This is a genomic window from Sorangium sp. So ce1504, assembly GCF_051521635.1.
GTDB classification, from domain to species: Bacteria; Myxococcota_A; Polyangia; order Polyangiales; family Polyangiaceae; genus Sorangium; species Sorangium cellulosum_B.
In genome coordinates, this window is record NZ_CP150365.1 from 5,406,834 (window position 1) to 5,424,176 (window position 17,343).

General features: G+C 72.1%; 6 protein-coding genes. 3 read left to right on the forward strand and 3 right to left on the reverse strand.

Translation table 11 applies throughout. The features are described 5' to 3' along the window. Window positions 1-11 precede the first annotated feature (11 nt). The 3 genes from WMF39_RS20255 (at window position 12) to WMF39_RS20265 (ending at window position 9,217) form a co-directional block, all read left to right on the forward strand. Window positions 12-3,260, forward strand: coding sequence for a TIR domain-containing protein (locus WMF39_RS20255; RefSeq protein WP_437747128.1), 3,249 nt, complete (start codon window positions 12-14; stop codon window positions 3,258-3,260). A 304-nt stretch (window positions 3,261-3,564) separates the two neighbouring features. Further along, window positions 3,565-5,232, forward strand: a complete 1,668-nt coding sequence (locus WMF39_RS20260; protein ID WP_437747129.1) for a hypothetical protein — start codon at window positions 3,565-3,567, stop codon at window positions 5,230-5,232. A 229-nt stretch (window positions 5,233-5,461) separates the two neighbouring features. Beyond that, window positions 5,462-9,217, forward strand: a complete 3,756-nt coding sequence (locus WMF39_RS20265) for a TIR domain-containing protein (RefSeq protein ID WP_437747130.1) — start codon at window positions 5,462-5,464, stop codon at window positions 9,215-9,217. A 248-nt stretch (window positions 9,218-9,465) separates the two neighbouring features. Here WMF39_RS20265 and WMF39_RS20270 read toward each other — a convergent pair whose 3' ends face one another. From WMF39_RS20270 to WMF39_RS20280, 3 genes are all read right to left on the reverse strand, one after another. Then, the gene (locus WMF39_RS20270; RefSeq protein WP_437747131.1) at window positions 9,466-11,220 is read right to left on the reverse strand and encodes a hypothetical protein; all 1,755 of its coding nucleotides are present in this window, start codon (window positions 11,218-11,220) and stop codon (window positions 9,466-9,468) included. A 204-nt stretch (window positions 11,221-11,424) separates the two neighbouring features. Next, entirely contained in the window at window positions 11,425-15,339 is a 3,915-nt protein-coding gene (locus WMF39_RS20275; protein WP_437747132.1) for a serine/threonine-protein kinase, read from the reverse strand. Window positions 15,340-15,563: 224 nt separating this feature from the next. After that, window positions 15,564-17,057, reverse strand: a complete 1,494-nt coding sequence (locus WMF39_RS20280) for a hypothetical protein (protein WP_437747133.1) — start codon at window positions 17,055-17,057, stop codon at window positions 15,564-15,566. Window positions 17,058-17,343: the final 286 nt, after the last annotated feature.

Below are 17,343 nucleotides of genomic sequence, written 5' to 3' on the forward strand. Positions count from 1 at the left end.
AGACTGCCGCCGTGGCGAGAGACCTCATCGACTTCGGCATCGAGCGCAGCCGCCACGAGCGCTTCTTCGGTCGAGAGGACGTGCTCGCAGCCATCGATCGCCACCTCGACGGCGCGGCGACGTCAGGCCGCTGGGTGCTCGTCACGGGCGGGCCTGGCATGGGCAAGAGCGCGATCCTCTCCCGATGGCTCGACGTGCAGGAGCAGCGCGGCCACAGGGCGCCGCACCACTTCCTCCGGCGCGACGTCATGGACTGGGATCGCCCCGAGGCGGTCGCGCGCTCCCTCTCAGCGCAGATCGAGGCGCTCTACCCGGCGCAGAAGGACACCGAAGCGCGGCCGGAGAGCCGGTTGCTCGAGCTCCTGGCGAAGGTCTCCAAGCACGAGCTCGCCCCCCGCGGAGAGCGCTTGGTGCTCGTCGTGGATGGCCTCGACGAGGCGCGGAGCGACGGCGCCGGGCAGAACCCGCTGCCGAGCTTCCTGCCGTACGCGCTGCCGCCGCGCGTGCATGCGCTCTGCGCCTCGCGCCCGCAGTACCCGCACCTCGGGTGGCTGGAGAGCCGCGGGAACGTGCGGCGCATCGACCTCGACGCGCCCGCGTGGGCGGGCTCGAACGAGCAGGCCTGCCGCGCTTTCTGGGGCGATCAGGCGCCTCGCTTCATGCCGAAGCTCGACCCGAGGCTCGTCGAGGAGGCGGTCATACGGGCGGAGGGGAACCTGCTCTATGCGGTGAAGCTCAGGGAATGGCTCGAAGAACAGCCGGTCGAGCTGCGGCGCGTGGAGCGCCTGCCTCGCGGACTGAGCGGGTTTCTGGAGCAGATCTGGCAGCAGCTCCGGAGCCTGCCGGGCGAGCAGTTCGGGCTGGTCGCGAGCGGGCTGGGGCTGGTCTGCGCGGCGCGCGAGGCGCTGCCGCTTGAGGAGGTCGAGGCGGCGGCGGGGTGGAAGGACGTGGAGGCCGGCGAGGACTTCCTTCGCGCAGCGCGGGCGCTGCTCCTAGAGGAGCCGGTGGCGTGGCGCGGCGCGCGAGCGTATCGGCCGTACCACGAAGCATTTCGCGCGTTCGTCGCGGAGAAACTCGGCCTGAAGCGCATGGCCGAGCTGCACCGGAGGCTGCTGGAGACGACGGCGCGGTGGCCGGTGGCAGAGGGAGAGAGCGATTTTCGAAGGCGGTACGCGGCGCGCCACGCGATCGCGCATGGGCTCGCGGCGGGCGAGCGGGAGAATGTGCGGCGGTTGTGCCGGGATCTCGGACTCCTGGAGAGGCTCTGCCGCGAGGATGGGTCGGCTGCGCTCGAGGATACGCTGCGCCTCGGCGCGAAGGAGCTCGGGGACGGCGAGGTCGACCTGCTGCACCGGGCGGTGCGGGCCGAGTCGCACTGGCTCCGCGACGCGCCGGAGGCGCTGCCGGAGCTGGTCTATAACCGGCTGCGCTCGGCCGGATGGGAGGCGGAGCGAATCGCGCGGACGCTGCACTTCCCGCACGGCCTGCCGAAGATCCGCCTGCGGCATCCGGTACGGATGTGGACCGGAGAGGAGCGCACGCTGCACGGCCACGCCTGGGGGGTCAATGGCTGCGCGATCAGCCCTGATGGCCAGCGCATCGTCTCCGCCTCCCACGACAAGACGCTCAAGGTCTGGGACCTCGCGACCGGCAAGCTCCTCTCCTCCCTCGAAGGACACTCCGATGGGGTCATGGCCTGCGCGATCAGCCCCGATGGCCCGCGCATCGTCTCCGCCTCCGCCGACAGGACGCTCAAGGTCTGGGACCTCGCGACCGGCAAGCTCCTCTCCTCCCTCGAATGCCACTCCAGTGGGGTCAATGCCTGCGCAATCAGCCCCGATGGCCAGCGCATCGTCTCCGCCTCCGCCGACAGGACGCTCAAGGTCCGGGACCTCGCGACCGGCGTGCTCTTCTCCATCCTCAAAGGCCACGCCTGGGGGGTCAATGGCTGCGCGATCAGCCCCGATGGCCAGCGCATCGTCTCCGCCTCCGCCGATACAACGCTCAAGGTCTGGGACCTCGCGACCGGCAAGCTCCTCTCCACCCTCGAAGGACACTCCAGTGAGGTCAATGCCTGCGCGATCAGCCCCGATGGGCAGCGCATCGTCTCCGCTTCCGACGACAGGACGCTCAAGATCTGGGACCTCGAGACTGGCAATCTCATCTCCACCCTCGAAGGACACTCCAGTGGGGTCAACGCCTGCGCAATCAGCCCCGATGGGCAGCGCATCGTCTCCGCCTCCATCGACAACACGCTCAAGATCTGGGACCTCGCGACCGGCAAGCTCCTCTCCTCCCTCGAAGGCCACTACAGTGGGGTCAATGCCTGCGCGATCAGCCCCGATGGCCAGCGCATCGTCTCCGCTTCCCACGACAGGACGCTCAAGGTCTGGGACCTCGCGACCGGCAAGCTCCTCTCCTCTTTCAAAGGACACTCCGGTGCGGTCATGGCCTGGGCGATCAGCCCCGATGGCCAGCGCATCGTCTCCGCCTCCTACGACACGACGCTCAAGGTCTGGGACCTGGCGACCGGCAAGCTCCTCTCCACCATCGAAGGCCTCTCCGATCGGGTCAGGGCCTGCGCGATCAGCCCCGATGGCCAGCGCGTCGTCTCCGCCTCCGACAGGACACTCAAAGTCTGGGATACTGCGACAGGGGAATGCCTCGGTACCGTGCTCGGAGTCGGCCTATTCTTGAGTGTGGCTGTATCGCAACAACTTCTCTATGCAGGGGATATAAACGGCAACCTCTGGCATCTCGATTTCACGGCCTCGGAACCTCGAGAGAAGGGCCTTCCTGCGAAGACGCCCGCCCGTCTCTTCTTCAGCTACTCCCACAAGGATGAAGCCCTCCGCGACGAGCTGGAGACCCATCTCGCCCTCCTCAAACGCGAGGGTCTCCTCCAGAGCTGGCATGACCGACGCATCGGCGCCGGCGACGAGTGGGCCGGCCAGATCGACAGGAACCTCGACGAGGCCGAGGTGATCCTCCTCCTCGTCAGCGCCGACTTCCTCGCCTCCGACTACTGCTTCGACAACGAGATGAAGCGCGCCCTCGCGCGCCACGACGCCGGCCAGGCCCGCGTGATCCCGGTCATCCTCCGGCAGACCGACTGGCACAGCGCACCGTTTGCCAGGCTCCTGGCGCTGCCGAAGGACGGAAGGCCGGTCACCCTCTGGCAGGACCGCGACGAAGCCTGGACCGACGTAGCCCTCGGCATCCGGCGCGCGATCGAGGCGCTCCGAGCGCGCGCCGAGTAGCTTTTCGGGACGTTCGTCTGATGCACACGGCGACCACGAGCACCGCAAGCCAAGGTCCTCTCGGACATCGTGGGCTACCAGGTCAGCCTGAACCGATGCCGCGCCTCGGCGCTGCGGAACAGCGCGAGCGCCCGGATGGTGGAGGCGCGGGAGGCGCCGCCCTGGTGAGCCCACGCGGCGCGGTGGCTCACGAGCGCGCCAGGGGGCGGATCGCTCAGGCCGAGGCGGAGCTGACAGCGGCGACGCGGCCGCTCGATGCAGCGACGCCGTGAACGACGCTCGAAACGAAGCGGACCGAGATACGATGGGCGCATCGACGCCCTTCAAGGAGCACGCGATGTCCGACGCGATCACGACGTCTCAGGCTGAGCCGATCGACGACGAACGGTACCCGGCCTTGCTCGAAGCCATCCGCGCCCGCTTCGGCGAGGTCACCGCCAGCGGCGCGCGCCTCTTCACCACGGACGCCGCCGGCCTCTTCGACGCGTTCCTCGATGGGCTCCGCGCGGATCGGCGCCAGCACTACACATGCAGCGCGTGCCGCCGCTTCGTCGAGCGCTTCGGCGGGCTGGTGAAGGTCGCGCCCGATGGGACCGCAACGTCAATCGCGTGGGCCCCCGATGCAGCACCGCCGTTCTTCCGGACGTCCGTCGAGGCCATGGCGCTCCTCGTCGCGCGCGCGAAGGTGACCGGCGTGTTCCTCTCCGACGAGCGCACGTGGGGGATGCCGAAGAACAAGAGCCAGAAGCCGCCCTTCTCCTGGAATCACATGGCCGTCGCGCCCGGGCGGGAGCTCGTCTTCAAGCCGTCCGCCGTGCAGACCACCTCGCAGGTCGTGGCCGAGAAGCTCCAGGACTACGGCACCCTCTGCCGAGGGCTCGCCGAGTTCCCGCTCGAGGTCGTGAGGCAGGCGCACACCCTCCTGACCACCGGGAACCTCTACCGATCGGAGAAGTGCATCGGCGTGGCCAAGTGGCTGGTCGACCTGCATGAGGCGCGCGCGGCGACGAAGAACCCCGTCGCCCGCGACAACCTCACATGGCTCGCCGCGGCGACCGCGCCGGCCGGGTTCTGCCACGTGCGCAGCGGCATGATCGGCACCCTCCTGGAGGATATCCAGGCTGGGCTCGGCTTCGCCGACATCAAGGCGAAGTTCGACGCCAAGATGCACCCGCTCCTCTACCAGCGCCCCCAGGCGGCGCCGAGCGCCGGCAACATCGCGCAGGCCGAGGCCATCGTGCAGAAGCTCGGCTCGGCCGGCGCACTGGAACGCCGGTTCGCCAGGCTGGACGACATCCAGGCGCTGTGGAAGCCGAAGGCGGGTGCGCCCCAGGAGCAGGGCGGCGGCGTCTTCGGCCACCTGAAGGCCAAGATCGCCACGGCCGCAGCGTCCGTGGAGCAGCCGCCGGTCGTCATGACCTGGGAGAAGTTCCAGCGGACCGTGCTCGCGGACGCGGAGCGCATCGAGTTCTTCGTGCCCGAGCAGAACGCGTCGTACGCAGCGCTGGTGACGGCCGCGAACCCCGATTCGCCGCCGATCCTCCAGTGGGATCGCGAAGAGAAGCGGAACCAGGTGAGCTGGTACAGGTACGTCAAGGGCTCGCCGGCGAGCGCGTGGAACCTGAAGGCGGGGCAGTTCCAGAACGTCACGGCGATCGCGCTGCAGCCGACGATGTGGGACGGCCCGGACAAGTACCCGCACCAGGGCCAGTCGGTCTTCTTCCTCCTCGATGGCGCGCGAGACGTGAACCACGAGCGCAGCGGCGGCTTCTTTCCGGAAGACCTGCGAAGCGAGTACCACGGCATCCGCGCCACCATGGAGGCGTACGCGAAGAACGCGACCATCGCGGGAGCCAAGGAGGCGTCAGCCTGCGGCATCAAGCTCCAGAAGAGCGCCGGCAAGTGGGATTACCTCTTCCGCGTCACCACGAAGAACGGGCGGGTTACCTACAAGCTCGACCGCTGGGACTGAGGAGCGGGGACCGGGACATCCGCGCGAATCCCTCCCTCGAGACGCTCTCGGCGAAGGCGCGCGCCACCGTCCGCGCGCGCATCGGACGGTAGGGGCCGCAGCTCGGGGATCCTGCGGGTGCTGCGCCATCGGTGGACGGGTGCCGGGAGCGCGGACACGCCGCTCGAAGCCCTGGTCCGCGTCGCACGGCGCTCGCCGGGCGGTGCATGCGCGCTGGTAGACTGGCGCCGTGGCGAGAGACCTCATCGACTTCGGCATCGAGCGCAGCCGCCACGAGCACTTCTTCGGTCGAGAGGACGTGCTCTCGGCCATCGATCGCCACCTCGACGGCGCGGCGACGTCAGGCCGCTGGGTGCTCGTCACGGGCGGGCCCGGCATGGGCAAGAGCGCGATCCTCTCGCGATGGCTCGACGTGCAGGAGCAGCGCGGCCACAGGGCGCCGCACCACTTCCTCCGGCGCGACGTCATGGACTGGGATCGCCCCGAGGCGGTCGCGCGCTCCCTCTCGGCGCAGATCGAGGCGCTCTACCCGGCGCAGAAGGACCCCGAGGCGCGGCCGGAGAACCGGCTGATCGAGCTTCTCGCCAGGGTGTCGAAGCATGAGCTCGTCCCTCGCGGAGAGCGCCTGGTACTCGTCGTGGACGGCCTCGACGAGGCGCGGAACGAGGGCGCCGGGCAGAACCCGCTTCCAGGCTTCCTGCCGTACGCGCTCCCGCCGCGCCTGCACGCGCTCTGCGCCTCGCGCCCGCAGTATCCGCACCTCGATTGGCTGGAGAGCCGTGGCAACGTGCGGCGCATCGATCTCGACGCGCCCGCGTGGGCGGGCTCGAACGAGGATGCCTGCCGCGCGTTCTGGGGCGATCAGGCGCCGCGGTTCACGCCGAAGCTCGACCCGAGGCTCGTCGAGGAGGCCGTGGCACGGGCAGACGGGAACCTGCTCTATGCGGTGAAGCTGCGGGAATGGCTGGAGGAGCAGCCGATCGAGCATCGGCGCGTGGAGCGCCTGCCTCGCGGGCTGAGCGGGTTTCTGGAGCAGATCTGGCAACAGCTCCGGAGCCTGCCGCGCGAGCAGTTCGGGCTGGTCGCGAGCGGGCTCGGGCTGGTCTGCGCGGCGCGCGAGGCGCTGCCGCTCGAGGAGATCGAGGCGGCGTGGGGGTGGAACGACGTCGAGTCCGGCGAGGACTTCCTTCGCGCAGCGCGGGCGCTGCTCCTGGAAGAGCCGGCGTCGTGGCGCGGCTCGCGGGCGTACCGGCCGTTCCACGAGGCGTTTCGCGCGTTCGTCGCGGACAAGCTCGGGCCGAAGCGCATGGCCGAGATGCACCGGCGGCTGCTGGAGACGGCGGCGCGGTGGCCGGTGATAGAGAGGGAGAGCGACTTCCGGAGGCGGTATGCAGCGCGCCACGCGATCGCGCATGCCCTCGCGGCGGGCGAGAAAGAGAAGACGCGGGGGTTGTGCCGAGATCTCGGCCTCTTGGAGGCGCTCTGCCGCGAGGATGGCCCTGCAGCGATCGAGGAGACACTGCACCGCGGCGCGAAGGAGCTCGGGGACGGCGACATCGACCTGCTCTACCGAGCGGTGCGTGCCGAGTCGCATTGGCTGCGTGGGGCACCGGAGGCGCTGCCAGAGCTGGTCTACAACCGGCTGCGCTCGGCCGGGTGGGAGGCTGAACGAATCGCGCGAACGCTGCTGTTCCCGCGCGGCATGCCGAGGCTTCGGCTTCGGCATCCGGCGCGGATGTGGACTGGCGAGGAGCGCAGCCTTTTCGGTCACTCCGACCGGGTGAATGCATGCGCGATCAGCCCGGACGGCCAGCGCATCGTCTCCGGCTCCAGCGATGGAACGCTCAAGGTCTGGGATCTGCCGACCGGGAAGCTCCTATCCACCCTCGAGGGGCACGCTAAGGAGATCAGATGTTGCGATATCAGTCCCGACGGCCAGCGCATCGTCTCCGGTTCCGGCGATGCGATGCTCAAGGTCTGGGACCTCTCAACCGGGCAGCTCCTCTCCACCCTGCACGGCCACGCCTATGGGGTCAATGGCTGCGCAATCGCCCCTGATGGCCAGCGCGTCGTCTCCGCGTCCAGCGATAGAACTCTCAAGATCTGGGACCTTGCGACCGGAAATCTCCTCTCCACGCTCGAAGGCCACTCCAATCGTGTCAAATCCTGCGCGGTCAGCCCCGATGGTCGGCGCATCGTCTCCGCGTCCAACGATAGAACTCTCAAGATCTGGGACCTTGCGACCGGAAATCTCCTCTCCACCGTCGAGGCTCGCTCCGGTTCCGTCAACGCGTGCGCGATCAGCCCCGATGGCCGGCGCATCGTCTCAACCTTCGGCGACAGGACGCTCAAGGTCTGGGACCTTGCGACCAGGGAGCTCCTCTCCACTCTCGAAGGCCACCCCAATCGGATCAATTCCTGTGCGATCAGCCCCGACGGCCAGCGTATTGTTTCGGCCTCGGACGACAGGACGCTCAAGATCTGGGACCTTGCTACCGGCGAGCTCCTCTCCACGCTCGAAGGACACTCCAATCGGATCAACTCCTGTGTGATAAGCCCCGAAGGCCGGCGCATCATCTCCGCGTCCAGCGATAGGACGCTCAAGATCTGGGACCTTGCTGCCGGGAAGATCCTCTCCCCCCTCCAAGGCCACTCTCGTTCGGTCAATGCATGCGTGTTCAGCTCCGACGGCCAGCGCATCGTCTCCGCATCCAGCGACAGGACGCTCAAGATTTGGGACCTTGCTACCGGCGAGCTCCTCTCCACGCTCGAAGGTCATTCCAATCGGGTCAGATCCTGCGCGATCAGCCCCGATGACCAGCGCGTCGTCTCAGCGTCCAGCGATAGGACGCTCAAGATCTGGGACCTTGCTACCGGGAAGATCCTTTCCACTCTCGAAGGCCACGCCAGTCGTGTCAAGTCCTGCGCGGTCAGCCCCGATGGCCGGTGCGTCGTCTCCGCATCCAGCGGCAAAACGCTCAAAATTTGGGATCTTGCGACCGGGAAGCTCCTCTTCACCCTCGAAGGCCACTCCGGCTCGATCAATGCCTGCGCGGTCAGTCCCGATGGCCAGCGCATCATCTCTGCCTCCGACGACAGGACGCTCAAGGTCTGGGATCTTGCGACCGGGAAGCTCCTATCCACCCTCGAAGGCCACTCTGGTTGGGTCAATGCCTGCGCGATCAGCCCTGATGGCCGGCGCATCGTGTCTGCCTCCGAGGACAGGACGCTCAAGGTCTGGGGTCTTGCGACCGGGAAGCTCCTATCCACCCTCGAAGGCCACTCTGGCTCGGTCATTGCCTGCGCCGTCAGCCCCGATGGCAAGCGCATCGTCTCCACCGCCATGGATAGCACGCTCAAGCTCTGGGATGTTTCGACAGGGGAATGCCTGGATACGGTGCACGGAGCGAGCCGATTCGGCAGTGTGGCTGTGTCCCAACAGCTTATCTGCGCAGGCGACGCAAACGGCAATCTCTGGCATCTCTGTTTCACGGCCTCGGAACCTCAAGAGAAGGGCCTTCCTGCGAAGGCGCCCATCCGTCTCTTCTTCAGCTACTCCCACAGGGATGAGGGCCTCCGCGACGAGCTGGAGGCCCATCTCGCCCTTCTCAAGCGCGAGGGGCTCCTCCAGAGCTGGCACGATCGACGCATCGGCGCCGGCGACGCGTGGGCCGGCCAGATCGACAGGAATCTCGACGAGGCCGAAGTAATTCTCCTCCTCGTCAGCGCGGATTTTCTTGCCTCCGACTACTGCTTTGACATGGAGATGAAGCGCGCCCTCGCGCGCCACGACGCCGGCCAGGCGCGCGTCATCCCGGTGATTCTCCGGAAGACCGACTGGCGCAGCGCACCGTTTGCCAGGCTCCAAGCGCTGCCGAAGGACGCCAGGCCGGTCACCCTCTGGCAGGACCGCGACGAAGCGTGGACCGACGTGACCCTCGGCATCCGACACGCCATCGAAGCGTTCCGAAGGCGCGCCGCATAGCTCCCGGGCCGTATCCGACATACCCGCCCGTCCTGCCGCCCAGACCCCGGGGCGTATCCGACATACCCGCCCGCCCTGCCGACCAGGCCCCAGGGCATATCCGACATACCCGCCTGCCCTGCCGACCAGGTCCCGGCGATGTCCCGACATCTCGCCCGCTCCGCCGACCAGGCCGGGCCAACTCCGACATCCTCGCCTGCCCTGCCGACCAGCCCCCGGCCATGTCTCGTCACCGCCCTCGCTCCCCCTCACCGATACGGCCCGCCCCGCCCCTCCCCCCGCATCTGCCGCGCGAGCGCCAGCATGGGCCGCAACACCTCCCGCGCCGCCGCCGGATCCGCGAGCGGCGCCCCGATCACCACCGCGATCGCGCCCGGCGCCACCGCGACCCCCTCCTCCGCATCCGCAACCCCCCCGAGGCGCGCCGCCTGCTCCAGGATCGCCGCTGCGATCCCCTGCTCCGCCGTGTTCCTCGGCCGGGCCGCGCCCTCGATCGACGGATCCAGCCGCAACGAGACCCGCGTCCTCGCCGGAACGGCCCCCTTGAACAGCGTCTCCAGCTCGAACCGCGCCCCTTCGAGCGTCCCCGAGAGCCGCATCGAACCGACCCGGAGCGCCCCGTCGCTCTCCTCGGCGAAGCGGTGCCACGCGGGCAGCCACGCCGCCATCGCCGCCGGCGGCGGCAGCGCCGCGCCGGCCTCCGCGAGCGCCTGCGCGAGCGCGTTGACCTGCGCCAGGAACGCGTCGAGCGCGTGCTCGTCCGACGCCTCCGCGGCGCTCCACACCCACGCCTCCCTGTCGTCCACGTCGGCCCGATGGAAAGCACGCAGCGCACGCCGGAGCGCAGGCCCGAGCACGGCCAGCACCTGCGCCTCCTCCCGTCCCGCCGCCCGGAAGCGCCGATCGAATCCCTCGTCCCCCGTCTCCAGCCCATCGAGCTCCAGCACGCGCCGCCACTGCACGTCGAGGCGCAACCCCCAGGGCTCCGCGAACCGCACCGTCGCGCCCAGGCCGGCCCTCAACCCCTTCACGGCAGAGGCCACCTCGACGGTGCACCCCGCGCGCACGCCGCGGAGCCGCAGCCCCCGTTCCAGCGAGAGCCCCACCCGCCGCCCCGCGCGCGCCCAGACCGCGCGCCAGCGATCGGCGCCGATCCGGGGCCGCTTTCCATCGCGCCCGGTCCGCGGCTCGAACAGGCCGACGACCACCGGCACGCGATGTCGCACCAGCTCCCCGCCCGCCAGGTGCTCGATCGTCACCTCCAGCGCGTACTCCAGGGCAACCTCGCGGAGGCGGAAGGACGGCGCGAGATCGCCCGGCAGAGAGATGCGGAAAGGCACCTCCGTTCCCTCGGCGATCCCTGTGACATCCTGGAAGAACACGTTCGGGCAGCTCTCGTACGAACCGCTGCGCGCGTTCACCTGCTCCACCCCATTGCCGACCAGCGCGACGCGGAGCCCAAAGGGATAGCGCCCCGGGAGACCCCCGAAGGCGACGGCCCCGGTCACGATCGCGCCCGGGGTGAGGGTCCGGCCCGGCAGCGACACCTCGACGAAGGCGCCGCGCCCCCGGTGGCTCGCGTCGATGAACGGCTCGTCCTCCGGCCGCCGAGCAGACCTGGGCCGGACGAGGACCTCCTGGCTCTCCCGGGCGTCGAGCCACCACGGAATGGAGACGTGCGCGCGGACCTCGCACCGGCACGCCTGGAAGGCGCCGGCGAACGTCGGCGGGAGATCACCAGGCAGCGCGAACGAGACCCGGTAGCGGTGAATCCCCTCGCCGAGCCGCCCCTCCCCGGCCACCTCCTCGCTGAGGAGGAGCAGATCGCGAACCTCGAAGGTCCCCTCGACCGGAACCAGCCGCTCGTGCGTGTGCCGCAGGGCCACGCGCACGAAGTTGATGGGCGTCTTCGCGGCGCTCTCGAGCGAGAGCCCGACGTCGAACGTCTCGCCCGGATGAACGACCCTGGGGAGGCGCAGCGTGATGAAAGGGCGGCTCCTCATCGCCGCCTCCCAGTGTAAACGACCTGGCCGACCGCCCTCCGACGGGGCGTAGCACCGCCCGCTCGCTCGCGGTCAGGAGGTCGCGCCGCCCGCTCGCTCGCGGTAGGATCGACCGGAGAACTACGGCGCAGACCACCCCGGCGGCGCAGCGGCGAGCGCACGGACCGCGCAGCGCTCCTCGCCTGGAGCGACGAGCGCGCTCGGCTACTCCGCCGCCTCGCCCAGCCACGCCCGCGCGAGCTCGAGCGTGCGCGCGTTGTCCACGGCCCGCTCCAGGAAGTGCGCCCGGAACGCGCCGTCGCTGATCTTCTCGGCGCGCGCGAGCAGGCGATCGCGCGCCTCGGCGATCGCCTGCGCGGCGTCGGCGCCACGCCCGCAGACCGACAGCGCCTCGGCGTAGACCAGGCGCACCACCGACTCGCCCTCCTCCACGCCCACCTCCTCGAGCAGCGCGCGCGCACGCTCGGCGGCGGCGAGCGCGTCGCCAGGGCTGCCGAGGTGGAGCAGCGCGCGCCCGAGCACCGCGACGGCGTAGGCGCGCATCGGCGGGGCCCGCTCGAGGATCGCGTCCGCGGCCCGCGCCTCGCGCGCCGCCGCCTCGGGATCGCCCGCGAGGAGCAGGATGCTCGCGAGGTAGACGCGCGCGCAGCCCTCCATCCGCACGTCGCCGTGGCGCTCCAGCATCGCGCACGCGGTCTCCTCGACCGACCTCGCCTCGTCGAGCCGGCCGCGGTAGGAGAGCACCAGGCCGAGGTTCTGGAGGACGTACGCCGTGGTGCCGCGCAGCTCCATGCGCTCCGACTCGGCGAGCGCCTGGCGCAGCGCCGCCTCGGCCTCCTCGAGCTGACCCACCTGGCCGTACGAGTAGCCGAGGTTCATGCGCGCCATGCACGCCCGCCGCACGTCGCCGGCCTGCTCGAACGCCGCGAGCGCCGCCGCGATGCCCGCGAGGCTCGCGCCGGGGTCGCCGCCCGCGTGCGCGCGGATCGCGCGCGCCTCGTGGAGGTTCGCCACGGCCTCGAGATCCGGCGCCGGGGCGCCCTCGATCGCGCGCTCCGCGCCCTCGAGCAGCGCGTCGGCCAGCGCATAGCGGCCGCCGAAGATCAGCATGAGCGCGGCGGAGCTCAGGCAGGCGCTCTTGGCGGAGCTCCCGTCCTCGAGGGGCGCAGGCGTGTCGCGCGCGACGGCGGCCCAGCGCTCGACGCGCTCGAGGCCGCCCGTGGCGCCCGCGGCGATGATGATCCGGGTCAGCGCGGCGAACCAGGCGGCGGATCCCTCCGCGAGGTGCTCCGCGGAGGCCGCGGCGCGCTCCTCGGCGAGCGCGAGATCGCCGCGCCAGAAGTGCGCCTGGCTCTCGAGCAGGCGGAGCTCGCCCACGGTGGCGGGCGCCGGATCACACGCGACGCCGCGCGCGGCGCGCGCCAGCACCGCGCCGAGGTCGTTGCCCCGCAGCGCCTGCCGCGCCGCCGCGAGGTACGCCGTGGCCGCGCGCGCGGGCTCGCCGCCGCGCTCGAAGTGCTCGGCGAGCGCCATGGGATCGGCCTCGCCGCGCTGCGCGAGGAAGCCGCCCGCGAGCGCGTGGCCGAGCCGCCGATCGCCCTCGGTCAGCATGCCGTAGGCGGCCTCGCGGATGAGCGCGTGGCGGAACCGGAGCGCGGCGTCGCCGGCCGCGCTCCGCGGACCGATCCGCACGATCGCCTCGTGCCGCACGAGCTCGTCGACCTCGCGCGCGACCTCCGACCGGCCCACGAGCGCGGCGACCCCCGCCTCGGAGAACGCCTCGCCGAAGACGCTCGCGGCGCGCAGCACGCGGCGCGCCTCCGGGTCGAGCGCGTCGAGCCCGGCCTGCACCATCGCGAGCACCGTCTCCGGCGGCGCCGCGGTCCGGCCGCGGGCGGCGGCGCGGATCTGCTCCTCCAGGTAGAACACGTTGCCGTCGGCGCGCTCGACGAGCGTCCTCACGAGCTCCGCGCTCGCCCGGGCGCCGAGCGCCTCCCGCACGAGCTGCTCTCCGCCCGACGGCGCGAGCGGAGAGAGGCGGACCTCCCGGACGAGGTGAGGCCCCCAGAGCCCCGGGAAGAGCTCGTGCACGCCGGGCCGCGCCAGCGCGAGCACCGCGAACCGCCTGCCCTTCAGGTTGCGCAGCGCGGCTTCGACCAGCGTCACGGTCGGCAGATCGCCCCAGTGCAGGTCGTCGAGGACGAGGAGCACCGGCTGCGCGGCGCACTCGGCGTCGAGGAAATCCTCCCACGCGAGGCGCAGCTGGTCGCTCATCAGGAGCGGGTGCCGCCGCGCCGCCCTGAGCTGCACGTCGTCGTCGTCCGGGAACGGCGCGCCCGCGAGCTCGCCGAGGAACGGCGCGACGCGCGCGACGCGCGCGGCCGCCGCGGCGCCGCAGCGGCGCTCGACGCGCGCGCGGATCTTGCGCCGCTTCGACTCGATCGGCTCGCCGTCGCGCAGGCCGAGCCCGCGGCGGAGCGCGCGCTGGAGCAGGCCGAAGGCGGAGCCGGCGCTCATCGGGTCCGCCTGGCCGAGCCACACCGCGAGGGGCTCGCTGCGCGACCGGAGCGCGCGGACGAGCTCGTAGCAGAGGCGCGATTTGCCCGACCCCACCGCGCCCGTCACCAGCACCGCGCCCGGGGCCACCCCGCGGAAGCAGGCGTCGATCTCGGCCTCGATCAGCCCGAGCTCGCGCTCGCGCCCGACGTAGGGCGCCGGCCGGCCGAGGAGCGAGGGCTGCGTCTCGGGCTCCTCGCGCGCGCCGTGGAGCCAGCACCCCGACGCGTCCCGGGTGGCGTCGAACCGCGCGCCGAGCAGGCCCGCGGTCGTGTCGTCGATGCGGATCGCCGCCGGATGGAGGGGCTCGCGGCTGCCCTGCACGAGCTGCACGAGGCGATCGATCACCGCGCCGACCGGCAGCCGCGCGGCGACCTCGGCCCGGCCGATGACGAGCGAGAGGCGGGCGCCGCCGAGCAGCTCCCTGAGCGAGAGGGCGCAGCGGGCCGCCTGCGCCGCGAGGTCGGTGGGCGCGGCCGATCCCGAGAGCGTCACGAGCAGCCACCGCGCCTCCAGGAGCTCGATCCGGCCGCGGTGGCGCTCGACGATCTCGCGGATCGCCCGCGCCCTCGCCTCGTCCTCGACATCGGAGAGCGTCGCCTCCGCGTCGGCCTGGCCCTCCCGGGCGAGGAGGAGGCACATGACCTTCCGTTCGCTGGTCGTGATCTCGCGGCCGCGCTGCGCCGGCGGGTGGGACGACGGGGGCTGAAGCGACGGCGGGCCCGCGTCGAGGCGTGAATCCAGCGCCTCCGAGGCGAGCGCCGCCGCGACGACGCCCGCGTCGCGCGGCCGGGACTCCCGCGCCTTCGACAGCATCCGCGCGACGAGCCGATCGAGCCAGGCCGGGACGTCGTCGCGGAGCTCCCTGAGCCGCGGCGGCTCCTCGAGGAGGACCTTCATGAGGACCGAGAGCGGGTCGCTGCCGCCGAACGCGGCGCGCCCGGTGAGGCACTCGAAGAGCACGCTGCCGAGCGCGAACACGTCGGCGCGCGCGTCGATCTGCGGCTCGCCGCGGGCCTGCTCCGGGGCCATGTACTGGGGCGTGCCGCGGATGTCGCCGAGCGTCGGGAACTCCTCCTCATCATCCCCGGAGAAGCGCGCGACGCCGAAGTCGATGAGCCGGACGCGCTGGAGATCGCCGCCCTCGAGGATGAGGTTGCCCGGCTTCACGTCGCAGTGCACGAACCCCAGCTGGTGGACGGCGGCGAGCGTCTCGGCGATGCGCGCGGCGAGCGTGAGGCCCTCGGCGAGCGTGAGCGGGCCGCGATCGAGCCGCTCCGAGAGGGTCTCGCCATCGAGCCACTCCATCGCGAGGTAGAGCCGGCCCCCGCCCGTCGCTCCGTGCGCGACGTAACGGGCGACGCCGGGGATCGCGAGCGTCGCGAGGGCGAGATGCTCGCGCGCGAGGGCGCTCAGCGACGCGGTCGCGGCTGTCTGGAGGAGCTTGAGGGCGACGAGCTCGCCGGACCGGAGGTCGCGCGCGCGGTACACGCGCGCCGTCGCGCCCGAGGCGGCGTGCTCCTCGATCTCGAACCGGTCGTCGACGACCTCTCCTGCCTGCATCGAGCTGACGCGCTCCTGGCGGGCGCTCTGCCGCTATCGCACAGCGTGCCAGCGGCGCGCGCCGTCCGTCCACTGTCACTTCGCTCGACGCCGCGCGGCGTGCGCGCCGGCTCACCGCGGCCGATCCCCTGGCCGAGCCACCTCCCAGGGACGCATGTCGCGGCGCAGGCGCTCGCGTCGGCGCGGCGCACACGCTGGCGCACCGGCGCGCCTCGCCGGCTCACCTACCTGTCGCGCTGCGCGCCCGCGTCACGGGGCGCTTTGCCTGCGTCCGCGTCGTCTGCGCGCCGCCGCAGCACGACATAGCGGAGGTGCGGGACGCCGCTCACCGCCACGGGAGCGAACGCGTCGCCAGCGCCGGGCAGGCGCGCGACGCGCTGCTCCACCCCGCGCGCGAACCGCGACGCGGGCCACGGCGACGCGGGCGCCTCGCCCTCGGCGAGCAGCAGCACCAGCGCGTCCACCCGGCGCGCGTCGAGCAGCGCCCCGGGGATCCGCTTCGTTGTGTGCCCGCCGGGCAGCGCCGCGATCGCCGGATCCGTGACCCCCGCGAGATCGACGAGGGTCGCGCCCGTCGCCGCCCCGAGCCAGCCGATGTCGAGCGCCGCGACGACCTCCGCCCCGGCGAGCGCGCCGCGGAGCTCCTCGACGACGCGCAGCCGGTCGCTGCCCACCCGCGCGGCGGTCGGCCCGACCCGGACCATCACGAAGAGCTCCCCCGCGAGCGCGAGCGCGAGCCGGAGCGCCGTGGCGCGCGCGTCGGCCACCGAGGCGACGTGGGCCGCCGCGAGCACCACGGCGGGCAGCGCCGGGACGACGAGCCGCGACAGCGGCATCCAGTCGCCGCCCGCCGCCGCGACCGCGAGGAAGTGCACCGCGACCGCCGCGAGCAGCCCGCGCGGCCACGCGGGGAGCGCGCGCCACGCGGCCGGCGCGATCAGCGCCGCAGGCCCGGTCAGGAGGAGACACGCGAGCGCGTACCGGGCCCCGAGCGCCGCGTCCGGCGACTTCGCCAGCGCGGCGAGCGGCGCGGCCCGCCCGAAGATCGAGAGGCGCGCGAAGGCCACGGCGACGAAGGGGAGGCCCGCGAGCGCGAGCGCGGCGAGCGCTCGCGCCCACGCGGGCCGCGGCGGCGCGTCCGCTGCGGCGTCGCGGCGCGGAGCCGCCTGGGCCGAGAGCGCGACGACGAGCGCGAACGGCAGGAGCTCCGGCCGGAGCGCCGCCGCGGCCCCGGCGCAGGCCGCGCCGCCGAGGGCGCCGCCGAGCGCCGGTAACGCGACGGCGAGCGCCCCGAGCGCCGCGACGACGCCCGTCTCCATGCCCGCCACGCTCCAGGCGGCGAGCGGCGCCGACGCCGGCACGAGCGCGAGCGCCGCGAACCGGATGGGACGAGCGGACGCCCGATCGATCGCGAGCGCCAGGACGCCGGCGGCGAGCGTCCACGCGAGGGCGCCGAGCGCCTTCGCGGCCGCGAGCGCGGCGAGCGGCCCGCCGGCCGCGAACGGCGCCAGCACGAACGCCCACCCGAGCGGCGTCACGCCGTCGGTCACCGGCCCGGCCGCGTTGAAGCGGTAGCCCAGTCCCCGGGCGAGGTGGTGCGCATAACGCGCCGTGATCAGGGCGTCGTCGACCGTGAACCCCGAGAGCGCGAGCGCCGGGAGCAGCGCCGAGAGCGCGCCGGCGAGCGCAACGAGCAGCGAACGCTCTCGCCCCGTCACGCCGTCCGTGCGTCCGCGCGGCACTCCGATGGACACGAGGCGCTGACGCCCGCGCTGCACCGGAGCACGCGCCGCTCCGCGCGTTCTCCATCGAGGACGCACCGGCAGCAGAGCAAGCGCTCAGGGTGTACGGTGATCAGCACGCAGCGATCCTGTGACAGGCGCACGAAGGACGCAATTGCGCTCGTCTGCTCGCAATCGTGCGAGCAGGTGAGATGCGAGACGCGACCACGCGGGCACGTGCGCGCGAACGTCGCGAACACCTGGGCTCGCCGCGGCGCGCACG

Coding starts and splice junctions, on each gene's coding strand:
- WMF39_RS20275 (WP_437747132.1), bottom strand. CDS start 15,339: ATGCAGGCAGGAGAGGTCGTCGACGACCGGTTCGAGATCGAGGAGCAC.
- WMF39_RS20270 (WP_437747131.1), bottom strand. CDS start 11,220: ATGAGGAGCCGCCCTTTCATCACGCTGCGCCTCCCCAGGGTCGTTCAT.
- WMF39_RS20260 (WP_437747129.1), top strand. CDS start 3,565: ATGGGCGCATCGACGCCCTTCAAGGAGCACGCGATGTCCGACGCGATC.